This is a genomic window from Streptomyces sp. NBC_01381 (assembly GCF_026340305.1).
Classification (GTDB): domain Bacteria; phylum Actinomycetota; class Actinomycetes; order Streptomycetales; family Streptomycetaceae; genus Streptomyces.
In genome coordinates this window covers 4,009,687-4,024,942 of sequence record NZ_JAPEPI010000001.1, presented here as the reverse complement: position 1 = coordinate 4,024,942, position 15,256 = coordinate 4,009,687, and the positions used below count along the sequence as shown (strand labels likewise).

Annotated in this window: 15 protein-coding genes and 1 riboswitch; of the genes, 4 read left to right on the top strand and 11 right to left on the bottom strand. The window is 71.1% G+C overall.

Annotation, left to right across the window (positions count from 1 at the left end; translation table 11 throughout):
• Positions 1 to 34: 34 nt before the first annotated feature.
• Positions 35 to 1,399 (bottom strand): peptidase C39 family protein, encoded by a 1,365-nt coding sequence (locus OG453_RS18795; protein ID WP_266869071.1) that lies wholly within the window; start codon positions 1,397 to 1,399, stop codon positions 35 to 37.
• A 227-nt stretch (positions 1,400 to 1,626) separates the two neighbouring features.
• Between OG453_RS18795 and OG453_RS18790 the strand changes: the two genes are divergently transcribed.
• Both OG453_RS18790 and OG453_RS18785 read left to right on the top strand, forming a co-directional pair.
• Positions 1,627 to 2,271, top strand: a complete 645-nt coding sequence (locus OG453_RS18790) for a uridine kinase (RefSeq protein ID WP_266869070.1) — start codon at positions 1,627 to 1,629, stop codon at positions 2,269 to 2,271.
• Positions 2,272 to 2,709: 438 nt separating this feature from the next.
• Complete coding sequence (locus OG453_RS18785; RefSeq protein WP_266869069.1) at positions 2,710 to 4,581, top strand: AAA family ATPase; 1,872 nt, start codon at positions 2,710 to 2,712, stop codon at positions 4,579 to 4,581.
• A gap of 9 nt (positions 4,582 to 4,590) precedes the next feature.
• On the opposite strand, the gene OG453_RS18780 is transcribed toward OG453_RS18785, so the two are convergent.
• The 10 genes from OG453_RS18780 to ribD all read right to left on the bottom strand — a co-directional run bounded on the left by OG453_RS18780 (position 4,591) and on the right by ribD (position 13,118).
• Entirely contained in the window at positions 4,591 to 5,670 is a 1,080-nt protein-coding gene (locus tag OG453_RS18780) for a hemolysin family protein (RefSeq protein ID WP_266869068.1), read from the bottom strand.
• Complete coding sequence (locus OG453_RS18775; protein ID WP_266869066.1) at positions 5,667 to 7,016, bottom strand: hemolysin family protein; 1,350 nt, start codon at positions 7,014 to 7,016, stop codon at positions 5,667 to 5,669. The genes OG453_RS18780 and OG453_RS18775 overlap by 4 nt, the downstream gene beginning before the upstream one ends.
• A 198-nt stretch (positions 7,017 to 7,214) precedes the next feature.
• Positions 7,215 to 7,661 carry a PH domain-containing protein gene (locus tag OG453_RS18770; protein ID WP_266869065.1) on the bottom strand — a complete coding sequence of 149 codons (447 nt, stop codon included), beginning with the start codon at positions 7,659 to 7,661 and terminating at the stop codon, positions 7,215 to 7,217.
• 23 nt (positions 7,662 to 7,684) lie between these two features.
• Entirely contained in the window at positions 7,685 to 8,533 is an 849-nt protein-coding gene (gene hisG / locus OG453_RS18765; RefSeq protein ID WP_266869064.1) for an ATP phosphoribosyltransferase, read from the bottom strand.
• Between the two features lie 53 nt (positions 8,534 to 8,586).
• On the bottom strand, positions 8,587 to 8,859 hold the full coding sequence (locus tag OG453_RS18760; protein WP_135330016.1) for a phosphoribosyl-ATP diphosphatase: 273 nt from the start codon (positions 8,857 to 8,859) through the stop codon (positions 8,587 to 8,589).
• A gap of 34 nt (positions 8,860 to 8,893) precedes the next feature.
• Positions 8,894 to 9,379 carry a 6,7-dimethyl-8-ribityllumazine synthase gene (ribH, locus tag OG453_RS18755; RefSeq protein ID WP_266869063.1) on the bottom strand — a complete coding sequence of 162 codons (486 nt, stop codon included), beginning with the start codon at positions 9,377 to 9,379 and terminating at the stop codon, positions 8,894 to 8,896.
• Between the two features lie 42 nt (positions 9,380 to 9,421).
• Complete coding sequence (locus OG453_RS18750) at positions 9,422 to 10,720, bottom strand: bifunctional 3,4-dihydroxy-2-butanone-4-phosphate synthase/GTP cyclohydrolase II (RefSeq protein WP_266869062.1); 1,299 nt, start codon at positions 10,718 to 10,720, stop codon at positions 9,422 to 9,424.
• Positions 10,717 to 11,304 (bottom strand): nicotinamide mononucleotide transporter family protein, encoded by a 588-nt coding sequence (locus OG453_RS18745; RefSeq protein ID WP_266869924.1) that lies wholly within the window; start codon positions 11,302 to 11,304, stop codon positions 10,717 to 10,719. The genes OG453_RS18750 and OG453_RS18745 overlap by 4 nt, the downstream gene beginning before the upstream one ends.
• A 56-nt stretch (positions 11,305 to 11,360) precedes the next feature.
• Positions 11,361 to 11,993, bottom strand: coding sequence for a riboflavin synthase (locus tag OG453_RS18740; RefSeq protein WP_266869061.1), 633 nt, complete (start codon positions 11,991 to 11,993; stop codon positions 11,361 to 11,363).
• The gene (ribD, locus tag OG453_RS18735) at positions 11,994 to 13,118 is read right to left on the bottom strand and encodes a bifunctional diaminohydroxyphosphoribosylaminopyrimidine deaminase/5-amino-6-(5-phosphoribosylamino)uracil reductase RibD (RefSeq protein ID WP_266869060.1); all 1,125 of its coding nucleotides are present in this window, start codon (positions 13,116 to 13,118) and stop codon (positions 11,994 to 11,996) included.
• A gap of 154 nt (positions 13,119 to 13,272) precedes the next feature.
• Positions 13,273 to 13,403: riboswitch (FMN riboswitch) on the bottom strand.
• A 131-nt stretch (positions 13,404 to 13,534) separates the two neighbouring features.
• Between ribD and OG453_RS18730 the strand changes: the two genes are divergently transcribed.
• Positions 13,535 to 14,428, top strand: coding sequence for an RNA polymerase sigma-70 factor (locus OG453_RS18730; RefSeq protein WP_266869058.1), 894 nt, complete (start codon positions 13,535 to 13,537; stop codon positions 14,426 to 14,428).
• Between the two features lie 67 nt (positions 14,429 to 14,495).
• Positions 14,496 to 15,251, top strand: a complete 756-nt coding sequence (locus tag OG453_RS18725) for an SDR family oxidoreductase (RefSeq protein WP_266869057.1) — start codon at positions 14,496 to 14,498, stop codon at positions 15,249 to 15,251.
• The last annotated feature ends 5 nt before the right edge of the window (positions 15,252 to 15,256 follow it).

The window sequence follows — 15,256 nt, the reverse complement described above, 5'->3', positions numbered from 1 at the left end:
CACCCGGCTTCGGGTGGGGCCCCTCGTCACGCGGTCAGCGGATGCCCACGGCCGCCAGCGCCGACTTCTGGGCGGCGGAGAGCTTCGCCGGGAAGTACAGATAGCAGACGCCTCCGGTGCCGGAGACGACCTTGCCGGACGCGTTGTAGCGCTTGGTCCTGAGCCAGATGTTCTCCCACTCGCGCCTCTTGTAGACGCGGCGCACCGCCGGATTGGTCGGTGACGCCGGGTCGTTGGCGATCACGTCGCCGTCCGCCGTGAAGCCGATCACCGTCATGAGGTGACCCGCCGTGCCGTAACCGGCGCCGGTCAGCTCCTCCTTGATGAACGACTGGGACGTTATGGCCGGGATGCCCGCGGCGATCAGCGACTCCAGTTCGGTGAGCGAGTCGAGGCGGGTGACGACGCCCTGGAGGTCCTTGTACGTCGACGCGTAGGCCGCGTTGAAGGGCCAGTTGCCGCAGCCCGCGTACTGGTAGTCGAAGGTGTGGCGGGCCGCGTGGCACACCTGCGGGTCGGCGTAGGAGGGGTCGACCCAGGCGAGATCGTCCGCGGTCGGCTTGCGGCCCCAGAACTCTATGATCATCTGCGAGGAGGTGGGGCTGCACCAGGCCTCGCCGCCGTTGTCGTACTCCGGGTACTGCCCGGCGTGGATCTCCTGCGAGTAGCGCGGGACCGACAGCTCCTTGGCCGGGCCCGGCTTCGACGCCGGCACCGTGAAGCGGTCGGGCACTGCGGACGCCATCGCGCCGAGCCGCCACACGGTGGGCGTCACCGTGGCGCCCGGCTTGCGGTACAGCGTCAGGCGCAGGCGGTAGGAGGCGAGGCGCAGGCCCGTCGTCGTGTCGTCGATGGAGAAGGTGTCCGTCCAGATGCTGGACTTGCCGTCGCTCTGGTCGTCGACCGAGGTGCGGCGGATGTCCTTCTTGTCGTCGTCACCCGAGGTCCAGCGCCCCAGGACGTACCAGGGGGTCTTCTTCCCGTCCGAGTACGTTCCCTGCAGCTCCACCTGGAGCCAGGTGCCGGCGGGCGTACGGGCGTTCCAGGAGGCGACGACCTCCGTGGCGGGGACGGTGGGACGGTGCACCGGCGATGTCCACTGGGCGTACTCCCAGGTGGCAGTCGTGCCGGTGTGCGGATCGGCGTAGTCGGTGCGGCCCGCGGCCTTGGCGATCTCCACGGCGGGACGGGCCCCGGCAACGGCGCGGGTGCCCTTCGCGGTGCCGGCGCTCCAGTCCGCGTACGACGTCCAGAAGCGGTTGCTCACAGGCCGCTGCGCCCGCGGAGCCGCCGCCCGGCCGCCCGCGGCCAGCGCGGTGCCGGTGCCTGCGGTGACGGCGGCCAGTGCGGCGGCCGCGGCGAGGACGGTTCTGCGGGACATGTCATCAGCTCGGTCCATGGCGGGACCCCCAGTCGACGTGGGTTCCGGACGGATCCGGAAGGGGCAGGTCAGGTACACGCGGTAGGCCAACTATGGCTGCTGCACGCCGACTTCTGCCAGCGCTTCGGGGACCACCGCTGCCACCAATATTGGCCTCGACCACTGGCGTGAGCAGGGACGGCGCGCGGAGCGGCACATTCCGCACCCGTGAAGCGGCGGGCTCCGCCCCCGTACGCTGGTGAGCGATGACCGCACACGCCACACCCCTGTCCCACGTCGCCGACGCCCTGCGGCGCCTGCCGCCCTCCTGCGGCCCCGTCCGCCTCGTCGGCGTCGACGGACACGCGGGCTCCGGCAAGTCGACCTTCGCCCTGCGCCTGGCCGATGCCCTTGACGACGCCCCCGTGGTGCGCCTGGACGACATCGCGAGCCACGACGAGCTCTTCGGGTGGACGGAGCGGCTGCGGCGGCAGGTGATCGTGCCGCTCTCGCGCGGTGAGCGCGCGCGCTACGAGACGTACGACTGGCACGCGCGACGCTTCGGCCCCGAGACCCGCACCCTGCCGCCCGCGCCCGTGGTCATCCTCGAAGGTGTCGGCGCGGGCCGCCGAGCGCTGCGCCCGTTCCTCGCGCGGCTCCTGTGGATGGAGCTGCCCCGGGAAGAGGCGTGGGAGCGGGGGCGCCACCGTGACGGGGCGGAGCAGAGTGACTTCTGGGACGGGTGGGAACCAGCGGAGCGCCGGCACTTCTCCGAAGACCCCTCAAGGCCCTTCGCGCACTCTTTGGTACGACAGTGTCGCGAGGGATATGAGGTGCTCGCGGGGCCTGATGAGACCGCAGTGCAGAGCCAAATCGTCACGCACGGTGAAGGGCCGTCCGCGGTGCGCTGAACCTCCGGAAAGTCACTTCCGGAAGTTCGGCCGAGTTTCCATGAGTGCCTCAACTCCGCTTGACCGAGGGCCCTTACAGGACTTACGTTCTGAATGTGCGGCCTTTCGGGGCCGCCCGCAGACGCGAAGCCCCCGGTTGTTCCCCCGTGATCGGGGGCTTCGTTCTGCCTCCTCGCCCAGATTCCGGGCGCTCCGAGCCGCCATTCGCTCACACTCGGTGACGACCGCGTGCCGCCTCACCCGGCCCGACCTGGCTGATCCCGCGCTGCGGCACCCTACGGCCGAGCGCTCCCCCGCAGGTACGATGCCTTTCGGTGCGGCTTACGGACGGCTGCTCTGCGCACCGAGACAACTCCCGTCCGCAGCACGGCGGTTCAGCGAAGTTGCCGACGGGCACCGGCCTGGCGGTAAACGGGGGCACGGTTTGTGGGGGACGTGATGGACTTCGGCACGCAGGGCTCACCCGCCCCGGCCGACCTCGCCTGGATCAGGGGCGTCGACGCCTACACGATGGGCGCCTATCCCCAGGCGGAGGAGGAGTTCCGGGCCGCGGTGCGGATGGATCCGGGGATGGCCGACGGCTGGCTCGGACTGCACGCACTGCGCATCGACACGACGACAGCACTCCTTCGGATGTTCCAGCACCGGGACCGGTTCGGGGAGCAGCGCGCCCGGCACGGGCGCACACTCAACTCCTGGTACTGGCTCGGCTGGTGGGTGCAGCCCGTCCTGGAGAGCACGCGCGATCTGCTGCTCGCGCACGCCTCGCACTGGCTCGACGGGCGCCATGTCCCGGAGCTGGACCGGGCGTTGGCGGGCCTGCCGCCGGTCGACGCGGACCCGCAGGTGCGCTTCCTGCACGCCTGCCGGTCCTATCTGGTCAAGGACTGGGAGCAGTTGGTCCGGCACACGGACTCGCTCATCGACGACGCGATGCTGGGCATCGAGGCCGGACTCTTCGGCGGAATGGCCCGCGTACGCCTGGAGATGTACGGGCAGGCCGAGCCGCTCCTGTCCGCCGCCCTGATGCGCTGCCGCAGCGAGCAGCCGCAGCGCAAGGAGCTGCGCTACTGGCTGGCCCGCGCCCACGAGGGCACCGGCCGCTCGGCGGCGGCGCTGCCGCTGTACCGGGCGGTGCACCGGGTGGACCCGGCGTTCATGGACACCTCGGCGCGGCTCGCGGCGATCGCCGAGGGCGACGGGTACGACGAGGTCACCGACCTGGCGTCGATCGCCCTCTCCGGCTTCGGGCAGGACGTGATGGACGCCCCGGACGGCATCGACCCGCTCTTCGGCACGGAGGGCCGCGACCTGAAGGTCACCGAGCCCGAACTGCCGCCCGGCGGCGGCCCGTCCGAGACCGACGCGGTGCGCGAGAAGGCCGTGATCCCGGTCCAGCCGGGGCTGCCACAGCTGCCGCCGGGCCCGACGGACCCCGCGCTCCTGGAGGCGGCCCTCGCCGAGCTGGAGCGGATGGTCGGCCTGGAGCCGGTGAAGCGCCAGGTCAAGGCGCTGTCGGCGCAGCTGAACATGGCGCGCCTGCGGGCCGCGCAAGGGCTGCCCGTGCAGCCGCCGAAACGACACTTCGTCTTCTCGGGCCCCTCGGGCACCGGCAAGACCACGGTGGCCCGCATCCTGGGCAGGGCGTTCTACGCGCTCGGCCTGCTCGGCGGCGACCACCTGGTGGAGGCGCAGCGCGCGGACCTGGTCGGCGAGTATCTGGGCCAGACCGCCGTGAAGGCCAATGAACTGATCGACTCGGCGATCGGCGGCGTCCTCTTCGTGGACGAGGCGTACTCGCTCTCCAACTCGGGCTACGGCAAGGGCGACGCGTACGGCGACGAAGCCCTGCAGGTCCTCCTCAAGCGCGCCGAGGACAACCGCGACCACCTGGTCGTGATCCTGGCCGGCTACCCCGAGGGCATGGACCGGCTGCTCGCCGCCAACCCCGGCCTCTCGTCCCGCTTCACGACCCGGGTCGACTTCCCCTCGTACCGCCCTCTGGAGCTCACCGCCATCGGCGAGGTCCTCGCCGCCGACAACGGGGATGTGTGGGACGAGGAGGCCCTGGACGAGCTGCGCTCCATCAGCGGCCATGTCGTCGACCAGTCCTGGATCGACGAGCTGGGCAACGGCCGCTTCCTGCGCACGCTCTACGAGAAGAGCTGCGCCTACCGCGACCTGCGCCTGTCCGGCTATCCCGGAGAGCCGGACCGCGACGACTTGTCGACACTGCGCCTTCCGGACCTCATGCAGGCGTACGGAGAGGTCCTTTCGGGGCGGGGCCCGCAGGACCCGCCCCGGATGTGACCGCGAGGCTCAGCCGACCAGGGCGCTGTCCCGCACCTCCTGGGGCCTGCGGGGCACCGACACCCGGTGCGCCGGGTCGCGGACCTCGCCGACCAGGAGCTCGAGGACGTCCTCCAGGGCGACCAGGCCGAGCACCTTGCCCGACGCGTCGGCCACCTGCGCCAGATGCGTGGCGGCGCGGCGCATCACCGTCAGGGCGTCGTCCAGCGGGAGTTCGGCGCGCAGGGTCGTCATGGGGCGCCAGACCTGCTGCGGCACCGCCCGGTCCGTCTCCGCGCCATCGGTCAGATCCAGTACGTCCTTCACGTGCAGGTAGCCCATGAAGGCGCCGTTCTCCGCGCAGACCGGAAAGCGGGAGTAGCCGGTGCGCCCGGTGAGCTCGATGACCTGGCTCGGGGTGACCGAGGCGCCCACGGTGACCAGGGACGCCCGGTCGAGCAGGACGTCCGTCACCGGGCGCGAGCCCAGCTCCAGGGCGTCCTCCAGGCGCTCCTGCTCCTCGGGTTCGAGCAGTCCGGCCTGGCCGGAGTCGCCGACGAGCCGGTTGAGCTGCTCGCTGGTGAAGACCGCCTCGACCTCGTCCTTGGGCTCGACCCGGAAGAGCTTCAGGACGAGCCTGGCGCACGCCCCGAGCGCCACCGTGACCGGCCGGCACAGCCGGGCGAAGGCGACAAGGCCGGGGCTGAACCACAGCGCGGTCTTCTCCGGGGCCGCCATCGCGAGGTTCTTCGGGACCATCTCGCCGATGACGAGGTGGAGGAAGACGACGACGGCGAGCGCGATGGCGTACCCGAGCGGATGGATGATCCCCTCGGGGATGTGCGCCGCCTCGAAGACGGGCTCCAGGAGATGCGCGACGGTCGGTTCGGCGACCGCGCCGAGCGTCAGCGAGCAGATGGTGATGCCGAACTGGGCGGCCGCCATCATCTGCGGCAGATGTTCGAGGCCGTAGAGGACCTGGCGGGCCCGCTTGGTGTTCAGCGGCTCGATCTGGCTGCGGCGTACGGAGACGAGCGCGAACTCGGCCCCCACGAAGAAGCCGTTCGCGAGCACCAGGAGCAGGGCGAACAGGAGTTGGAGCACGCTCATCGGACGGCCTCCGCGACCTGTGCCTGGGGGGCACCGCTGATGTCCGCGGTCCGTACGAGGCGTACCCGCTCCGCGCGGTAGTGATCGACCTGGCGCACCGCGAGCCGCCAGCCGGGAAGTTCGGCCCGGTCTCCGGGGGCGGGGATACGGCCGAGCAGATCGGCGACGAGGCCTGCCACGGTCTCGTACGGCCCCTCGGGCACGTCGAGCCCTATCCGCTGGAGCGTGTCGACCCGGCAGCTGCCGTCGGCGTCCCAGGCGGGACGGCCGTCCTCCGCCGGTGCCGCCGCGAGTTCCGGCAGATCGTGCAGGTCGTGCTCGTCGCGGACCTCGCCGACGAGCTCCTCGACGATGTCCTCCAGGGTGACCACACCGGCCGTGCCGCCGTACTCGTCGACGACGACGGCTATCGGCTGCTCACTGCGCAGCTGCTCAAGAAGCTGCTGCACGGGCAGCGTCTCCGGGACCTGGAGCGGTACCTGCGCGATACGGCCCGCAGGCGTCCGCAGCCGCTCGTGCGCCGGGACCGCCAGGGCGTCCTTGAGGTGCACCATGCCGACGATCTCGTCGATCCGCTCGCGGTAGACGGGGAAGCGCGAGAGTCCCGTGGCACGGGTCAGGTTCACCACGTCCTGGGCGGTCGCCGACGTCTGCAGCGCGCTGACCTTCACGCGCGGTGTCATCACGTGCTGCGCGGTCAGCTCGCCGAGGGAGAGGGTCCGTACGAACAGGTCCGCGGTGTCCTGTTCGAGGGTGCCCGCCTGCGCCGAGTGCCGGGCCAGGGAGACCAGCTCGCCGGGGGTGCGGGCCGAGGCCAGCTCGTCGGCGGGCTCCACGCCGAACACCCGCACGATCCGGTTGGCGACGGCGTTCAGGAGCGAGATCACGGGCCTGAAGAGCCGCGCGAAGACATGCTGCGGACCCGCGACGAAGCGCGCGACCTGCAGCGGCCGCGACACCGCCCAGTTCTTCGGGACGAGCTCGCCGATCACCATCTGCACGGCGGACGCGAGCAGCATGCCGACCACTACGGAGACACCCGGTACGGCGCCTTCCGGAAGGCCGGTCGCCGTGAACGGACCCGCGAACAGATGCGCGAGCGCCGGCTCGGCGAGCATGCCGACCACGAGCGAGGTGATGGTGATGCCGAGCTGGGTGCCGGAGAGCTGGAAGGACAGCTCCTTGAGGGCGGCGACGACCGTACGGGCCCGTCGGTCGCCGTCGGCGGCGGCCTTCTCCGCGTCCGGGCGCTCCACGGTGACGAGCCCGAACTCGGCGGCCACGAAGAAGCCGTTGGCGAGAATCAGCAGAAATGCCGCCCCGAGAAGCAGCAGGGAAGTCGTCATGCCGCCGCCTCCCTGGTCAGACCAGTCCCGGTATGTCGGGAGGGGGCGGCGCATGTACTACAGGACGAACCGTCCATCGCCGGAGGGAGTCACTCCTCGGGTAGCAGGAGCCCCTGGGGGCCGGGCGGGCCCGTCAGGGGCGGGGCGGCACACCGGGCGTGCCCCGCCACCAGATTAATCAAGACCCGGCCCGAAGCGTCAGCCCCGCGGGGTGCGGGCGTCGGCGAGGGCGCGCAGGGCTCGGGCGTCGGCGATGGCCTGTGCCTTGGCGATGCCGGGCTGGATGCCCATCGCGGGCAGGCTCGTGCCGTCGCTGAGGTTGAGGAACACCCACGGGTCGCCGGGGCGCAGGTTCACCTGGACGATCTCGGCCCAGGCGAGGCGCCTGCTGGTGGCGATGTTGACGACGGTCACGCCCGACTCGTCGGCGACGACCTTCGGCCTGCTCAGGAGCGCGAGCACGCCGAAGAGCAGGGCGCCGGTGAAGATGAAACTGGTCCGCTCCCCCGGGCTGAGGCCCGGGATGAGCAGGGCGATCACCGTGAGGACCACGAGGATCGCGGCTCCCGCGGTGAGCAGCACGGCCCTGGTCCGGCCGGGCCGGAACGTGACGGGAAGGGCGGGAAGGTGCGTCTGGTCGGGCATGGCCGGGGTCTCCTGCCGGGTCATCAGAGGCGGCAGGCGTGGATGGCCGTGGTCAGGATCGCGCGCGCCCCGAGGTCGTACAGGTCGTCCATGACGCGCTGCGCCTCCTTGGCCGGGACCATGGAGCGCACGGCGACCCAGCCCTCGTTGTGCAGCGGCGAGATCGTCGGCGACTCAAGACCGGGAGTGAGGGCGACGGCCCGCTCCAGGTGCTCGGCGCGGCAGTCGTAGTCCATCATCACGTACGACCTGGCGACCAGGACGCCCTGCAGGCGGCGCAGGAACTGCTGCACCTTCGGGTCGTCGCCGTCCGCGCCGGTGCGCCGGATGACGACCGCCTCGGACTTCATGATCGGCTCGCCGAAGACCTCGAGGCCCGCGTTCCGCAGCGAGGTGCCGGTCTCCACGACGTCCGCGATGACCTGGGCGACGCCCAGTTCGATCGCGGTCTCGACGGCGCCGTCCAGGTGCACGACGGAGGCGGCCACGCCGTTGTCCGCGAGGTGCTTGGCGACGATTCCCTCGTACGAGGTCGCGACGGTCTTGCCTTCGAGGTCCTCGATGCTGTCGGCCGTGCCCGGCTTCGCGGCGAACCGGAAGGTGGAGCGGGCGAAGCCGAGCGGCAGGATCGGCTCGGCGTCGGCACCGGAGTCGACCAGGAGGTCCTGGCCGGTGATGCCGATGTCGAGCCTGCCGGTCGCGACGTAGATCGCGATGTCCTTGGGCCGCAGGTAGAAGAACTCGACCTCGTTCTCGGGGTCGACGAGGACGAGCTCCTTGGACTCCTTGCGCTGCTGGTATCCGGCCTCATGGAGCATCGCCGACGCAGGTCCGGACAGTGAACCCTTGTTGGGGACGGCGATGCGCAGCATGAGGCGGGATTCCTTTGCGTTAAGGGGAGTCGGGTCGGGCTTGGGCGTACGGCTCAGAGATGGGCGTACACGTCGTCGAGCGAGATGCCGCGGGCGACCATCATCACCTGCACGTGGTACAGGAGCTGCGAGATCTCCTCGGCGGCGGCTTCCTTGCCCTCGTGCTCGGCGGCCATCCAGACTTCGGCGGCCTCCTCGACGACCTTCTTGCCGATGGCATGGACGCCCTTGTCGACCAGCTCGGCGGTGCGGGAGGTTGCGGGGTCGCCGTTGGCGGCCTTGTGCTGGAGCTCGGCGAAGAGCTCCTCGAAAGTCTTCTTGGACATGATGTCGCTTACTTTACGCGGCTCCTCGGCCCGCTCACCGCCAGGGCTCGGACACGGAACGCAGCGTGGTCGCCGTGGCGACGGCCGCGGTGACCGCTTCGTGCCCCTTGTCCTCGCGGGAGCCCTCGATGCCCGCGCGGTCCAGGGCCTGCTCCTCGGTGTCACAGGTCAGCACGCCGAAGCCGACGGGCACCCCGGTGTCGATGCTGACCTGCGTGAGGCCCTGGGTGACGCCCTGGCACACGTACTCGAAGTGCGGGGTGCCGCCGCGGATGACGACGCCGAGCGCCACGATCGCGTCGTAGCCGCGGCCCGCGAGGACCTTGGCGACGACCGGCAGCTCGAAGCTGCCGGGCACGCGCAGGACGGTCGGCTCGTCGATGCCGAGCTCGTGCAGGGCGCGCAGCGCGCCGTCGACGAGGCCGTCCATGACCTTCTCGTGCCACTGCGCGGCGATCACCGCGACCCGCAGGTCGCCGCAGTTCTTCACGCTCAGTTCGGGTGCACCCTTGCCGCTCACGCGCTTCTCCTGGTTCTTGTACGGGATTTCTTGCGTCAGTACTTACTGGTTGCCGCAGGCCGACACCTCGGGCGTGTCGAGCCCGGGCAGGTCGTGCCCCATCCGGTCCCGCTTGGTGCGCAGGTAGCGGAGGTTGTGCTCGCCCGCGTGGACCGCCATGGGCTCGCGTCCGGTGACCTTCAGGCCGTGCCGGACGACCGCGTCGGTCTTGTCGGGGTTGTTGGTCATCAGGCGCAGGCTGCGGACGCCGAGGTCGTCGAGGATCCTGGCGCCGGCGCCGTAGTCCCTGGCGTCGGCGGGCAGGCCGAGCTCCAGGTTGGCGTCCAGGGTGTCGCTGCCGCGCTCCTGGAGTTCGTAGGCGCGCAGCTTGGACAGCAGGCCGATGCCGCGCCCCTCGTGGCCGCGGAGATAGACCACGACGCCGCGTCCCTCCTCCGTGATGCGCCGCATGGACGCCTCGAGCTGGGGGCCGCAGTCGCAGCGCAGCGAGTGGAAGACGTCGCCGGTCAGGCACTCGGAGTGGATGCGGACCAGGACGTCGTCGCCCTCGCCGATGTCGCCGTGGACCAGGGCGACGTGCTCCACGCCGTCGACGGTGGAGCGATAGCCGTACGCCGTGAACTCGCCGAACGCGGTGGGCAGGCGGACCTCGGCCTCGCGGCGGACCGTCGGCTCGGAGGAGCGGCGGTAGGCGATCAGGTCCTCGATGGAGATGATCGTCAGGCCGTGCTTGCGGGCGAACGGGATCAGCTCCGGCAGGCGGAGCATCGTGCCGTCCTCGCCCGCGATCTCGACGATGGCCCCGGCGGGGCGCAGGCCCGCGAGCCGGGCCAGGTCGACCGCGGCCTCGGTGTGGCCGTTGCGCGCCAGGACGCCGCCGGACTTGGCGCGCAGCGGGAAGATGTGGCCGGGCCGTACGAAGTCGGTCGGCTCGAAGGCGCCCGCCGCGAGCATCTGGAGCGTGGTGGCGCGGTCGGCGGCCGAGATGCCGGTGGTGACGCCGTGCGCGGCGCTCGCGTCGACGGAGACGGTGAAGGCCGTCCGCATCGACTCGGTGTTGTTCTCGACCATCTGCGGGAGCTGGAGGCGGTCCAGCTCGTCGCCCTCCATGGGCGCGCAGATCAGGCCGCGGCACTCGCTCATCATGAACGCGATGATCTCGGGGGTCGCCTTCTCGGCGGCGATGACGAGGTCGCCCTCGTTCTCCCGGTCCTCGTCGTCGACGACCACGACGGGCCGCCCGGCGGCGATGTCGCGGATGGCCGCCTCTACGGGGTCGAGGGCCAGGTCAGAGGCGTCTTCTCCATGACCCGTGCTGTACCAAACAGGTGCCGCAGTCATGCCGGGGCTCCTTCCATGACGGGCTGCGAGGACGCGGTGCGCGACCGCAGCCACCAGTCGCGCAGGCCCCACAGGACGAGGGCGAGGTAGATGACGTACACAAGGCCGGAGAAGGCGAGGCCGCTGCTGAACGCGAGCGGCACGCCGACCACGTCGACCAGCAGCCAGGCGAACCAGAACTCGACGAGACCGCGCGCCTGGGCGACCATCGCGGCGAGCGTGCCGACGAAGATGTAGGCGTCGGGCCAGGGGTTCCAGGACAGATCGGGTACGGCGGAGAACAGGGCGCCGACCGCGAGGGTGCCGACGGCGGTGCCGCCGAGCAGCACGCCGCGCTCCTTCCAGGTCGCGAACCGGACGGCGATGGAGCCGTCCTGCGCCTGCTGCTTGCCGTTGGTCCACAGCCGCCAGCCCCACAGGGCGACGCCGATGACGAGCAGCTGCTTGCCGACGCCGCCGGAGAGCTGCGCGGACGCGTACGCGGCGACGAGGATGACGCCGGACAGGAACTGGGCGGGCCAGGTCCATATGGAGCGCCGCCAGCCGAGGGCGAGGGCGATCAGGCCGACGGTGTTGCCCACCATGTCGGACCAGATCACATGCTGCCCGAAGGCCGTGAAGGCTTCGGAGTTGAGCCAGTTCACTTCGTGGCCTCCTGAGCGGCGGCGGGAGCGGGCGCGTGGATGCGGTCGCCGAGCATCCGCTCGACGTACTTCGCGATGACGTCGACCTCGAGGTTGACCGGGTCGCCGGGCTGCTTGATGCCGAGCGTGGTCAGCGCGAGGGTGGTGGGGATGAGGCTGATGGTGAAGTAGTCGGGTCCCGCGTCGACGACGGTCAGGCTCACGCCGTCCACCGTGATGGAGCCCTTCTCCACCACGTAGCGGGCGAGTCCTGCGGGGAGCGAGACCTTGACGATCTCCCAGTTCTCGGACGGCTTGCGCTCGACGATCTCGCCGGTGCCGTCCACGTGGCCCTGCACGATGTGCCCGCCGAGGCGGTCACCGACGGCCGTGGGCCGCTCCAGGTTGACCCGCGAGCCGACCGCGAGCGCGCCGAGGCTGGAGCGGTCGAGCGTCTCGGCCATCACATCGGCGGTGAACTCGTCGCCCTCGTGCTCCACGACCGTCAGACAGACGCCGTTGACCGCGATGGAGTCGCCGTGCTTCGCGCCTTCGGTGACGACGGGGCCACGGAGGCGGAAGCGCGAGGCGTCGGCCAGCTTCTCGACGGCGGTGATCTCGCCCAGCTCTTCGACGATTCCGGTGAACACTCAGTGCTCCTTCGCTGCAAGGGTGGCGGTGATGCGCAGATCGGGGCCGATGCGGACGCTCTCGCTCACGTCGAGGCGCAACGCATCGGTGATGGTCGTGATTCCGCCGCCGGCCAGGGCGGCGGGGCCCGCGCCGAGCAGCACGGGGGCGAGATAGCCGACGACGCGGTCGACGGCGCCCGCGGCGACAAACGCTCCGGCGAGCGTCGGCCCGCCTTCGAGGAGTACGGATCGCACCCCGCGCGCGTGGAGCTCGGCGAGGAGGGTTTGGATGTCCAACCCACCCTCCGCGCGCGGGAGTCGCACCGTTTCGGCTTCAAGTGCTTCAAGGTCGGCGCTCGCGTCCTCGGCGACCGCGACGAGCGTGGGCGCGGCGTCGTCCAGGACGCGGGCTCCGGGCGTGACGGCGGTGGCGTTGGTGTCGACGACGACGCGCAGCGGCTGCACGGCGCCCTCAATGCCCCGTACGGCGAGGTGCGGGTCGTCGGCGCGCTGGGTGCCGGAGCCGACCACGACCGCGTCGCACTCGGCGCGCAGCCGGTGCACGTCGGCGCGGGCCTCGGCGGAGGTGATCCAGCGGCTCGTGCCGTCGGCGGCGGCGATACGGCCGTCGAGTGTCGCGGCGTACTTCCAGGTGACGTACGGGCGGCCGAGCCGCACGGAGGTCAGCCAGGCGGCGTTCCCCGCGGCGGCCTCGTCCTCCAACAGGCCCGATTCCACGTCGATTCCGGCGGTACGCAGTCGCTGCGCGCCGCCGGTCGCGGTGGGGTTCGGGTCGCCGACCGCGTAGACGACGCGGGCGATCCCGGCGTCGATGAGCGCCTGGGCGCAGGGTCCCGTGCGTCCGGTGTGGTTGCAGGGTTCGAGGGTGACCAGGGCGGTCGCGCCGCGGGCCTTGTCGCCGGCCGCGCGCAGGGCGTGGACCTCGGCGTGCGGGCCGCCCGCGCGCTGGTGATGGCCCTCGCCGACGGTCCGGCCCGAGGCGTCGATGATGACGCAGCCGACGACCGGATTGGGGCTGGTGGAACCGAGTCCGAGAGCGGCGAGCGTGATGGCGCGGCGCATGGCGATGCGCTCATGGTCGTTCGCTGCGGCTGCGGTGGCCACCGGGTCCTCCTGCCTCATAGGGCACGGACTCCGGGGCCTGTCGATGACGACAGAACGTACGGACTGCGGCATCGGGAGCGACGCCGGAAAACGAGACTTCTCCCTGGGGAACCCGAAAGAAACGGGTATCCCAAAAACAAGCCACTCGGCGACGTGCACGAATGCCCGCCCGCCGCGCACTGCCTCCCATCCGGACTTTCACCGTCGGTCCAGGAATTTCACCTGGTCAACCGGTCGCTGGAGGCGACCGGGTCGCGGACTATAACCGCCGGTTCGGAATTACACCGACCCCGGAGTGCGCTGCTTTTGGTACGAGGCCAGTCTGCCACGCCTGATCGACGCCCATACGGGCGAACCCCTGTGGCCTGGCTCACAGGAGCCGCTCGTACCGCTTTGACCGGCTGCGATGCACCGCTCTCTGGCACGCTGAACGCGTGACGACAGCATCACTCGCCGAAGAGTTCGAGTCCCACCGCCCCCGGATGTTCTCCCTCGCCTACCGCATGCTCGGCTCCGCGCAGGAGGCCGAGGACACCGTCCAGGACGCGTATCTGCGGTGGAGCGGCGCCCGGCGCGATGACATCGGCCGGCCCGCGGCCTGGCTGGCCAAGGTCGTCACCAACCTCTGTCTGAACAGGCTGACCTCGGCGCGGGCCCGGCGTGAGCAGTACGTGGGGCCCTGGCTGCCGGAGCCGGTGATCACGTCCGGCGGTGCGCTCGGCCCCCTGGAGTCGGCGGAGCAGCGGGACGCGGTGTCGATGGCGCTGCTGATCCTGCTCGAGCGGCTCACTCCGGTGGAGCGCGCGGTGTTCGTGCTGCGGGAGGCGTTCGCCTACAGCCACCGGGAGATCGCGGGAGTGCTCGACATCGGCGAGGCCAACTGTCGCCAGCTGTACCGCAGGGCCACGCTGGCGGTGACCGAAGAGCAGGCGCGGTTCGAGGCCGCGGCCGAGCGGCGCCAGGAGTTCGTGGAGTCGTTCATCGCTGCGGCCCGTGACGGCGATCTGGCGGGCCTGGAGAAGGTGCTCGCTGCGGACGTGACGTGGTGGGGCGACGGCGGCGGCAAGGTCACCGCCGCGCGCAGGCCGATCGTCGGGCGCGAGAAGGTGCTGCGCTTCCTGGTGGGCGGCATGGAGAACTTCGGCCGGGCCATGGATCTCGCGTACGCCGAGGTCAACGGCGGGCCCGCGATCGTGGCGACGCTGGGAGGCACGGTGGTGGGCGTCGCGACGTTCGACTTCCGGGATGACGGCCTGGTCAGCGCCCTGCGGGCGGTGGTCAATCCTGACAAGCTCGGCTTCGTGGACGGGCAGCTGTCACATTCCTGATCACTGCCCGGTTCTCAGCTGGTGACGGACGCCGGTGCGGCGTCCCCGACAGCGAAGGAGCCTTGCGATGACCACGATCCTGGTGACCGGCGGCACGGGAACCCTCGGCCGCCCGGTGGTTGAGCGACTGCGGGCGGACAGCCATGACGTACGCGTCCTGAGCCGCCGTTCCCCGTCGTACGCCGTCGATCTGCGGGATGGCACGGGGCTCGACGCGGCCATGGCGGGCGCGGACGTGATCGTGCACTGTGCGAGCAGCCCGCGCGGGGGCGACGAGCAGGCCGCACGCCATCTGATCGAGGCCGCGCGGCGGGCCGGCGTCGGGCACCTCGTCTACATCTCGATCGTCGGCGTCGACCGGGTGCCGCTGGGCTACTACAAGACGAAGCTCGCCGTGGAGCGGCTGATCGAGGAGTCGGGGCTCGGCTGGACGGTGCTGCGGACCACGCAGTTCCACGATCTCGTCCTGCAGGTCTTGCGGAGTTCGGCGAAGCTGCCGGTGATGCTGCTGCCGTCGGGGGTCGGCGACCAGCCGGTCGAGGTCGGCGAAGTGGCGGACCGGCTGGCCGAGTTGGCGGTGGCGCCGCCCGCCGGGCGGGTCGAGGACATGGGCGGACCCGAGGTGCGTACGTTCCCGGACCTCGCCCGCGCCTATCTGCGGGCGAGCGGCAAGAAGCGCCCGCTGGTGCCGCTGCGGCTCGCGGGCAAGACGTACCGGGCGTTCCGCGAGGGCGGCCACCTGGCGCCCGAACGGGCTGTGGGGAAGGGGACGTTCGAGGAGTTCCTGGCGGGTCGGTTCGGGGGGCAACAGGGCGAGCAATAGTCAGC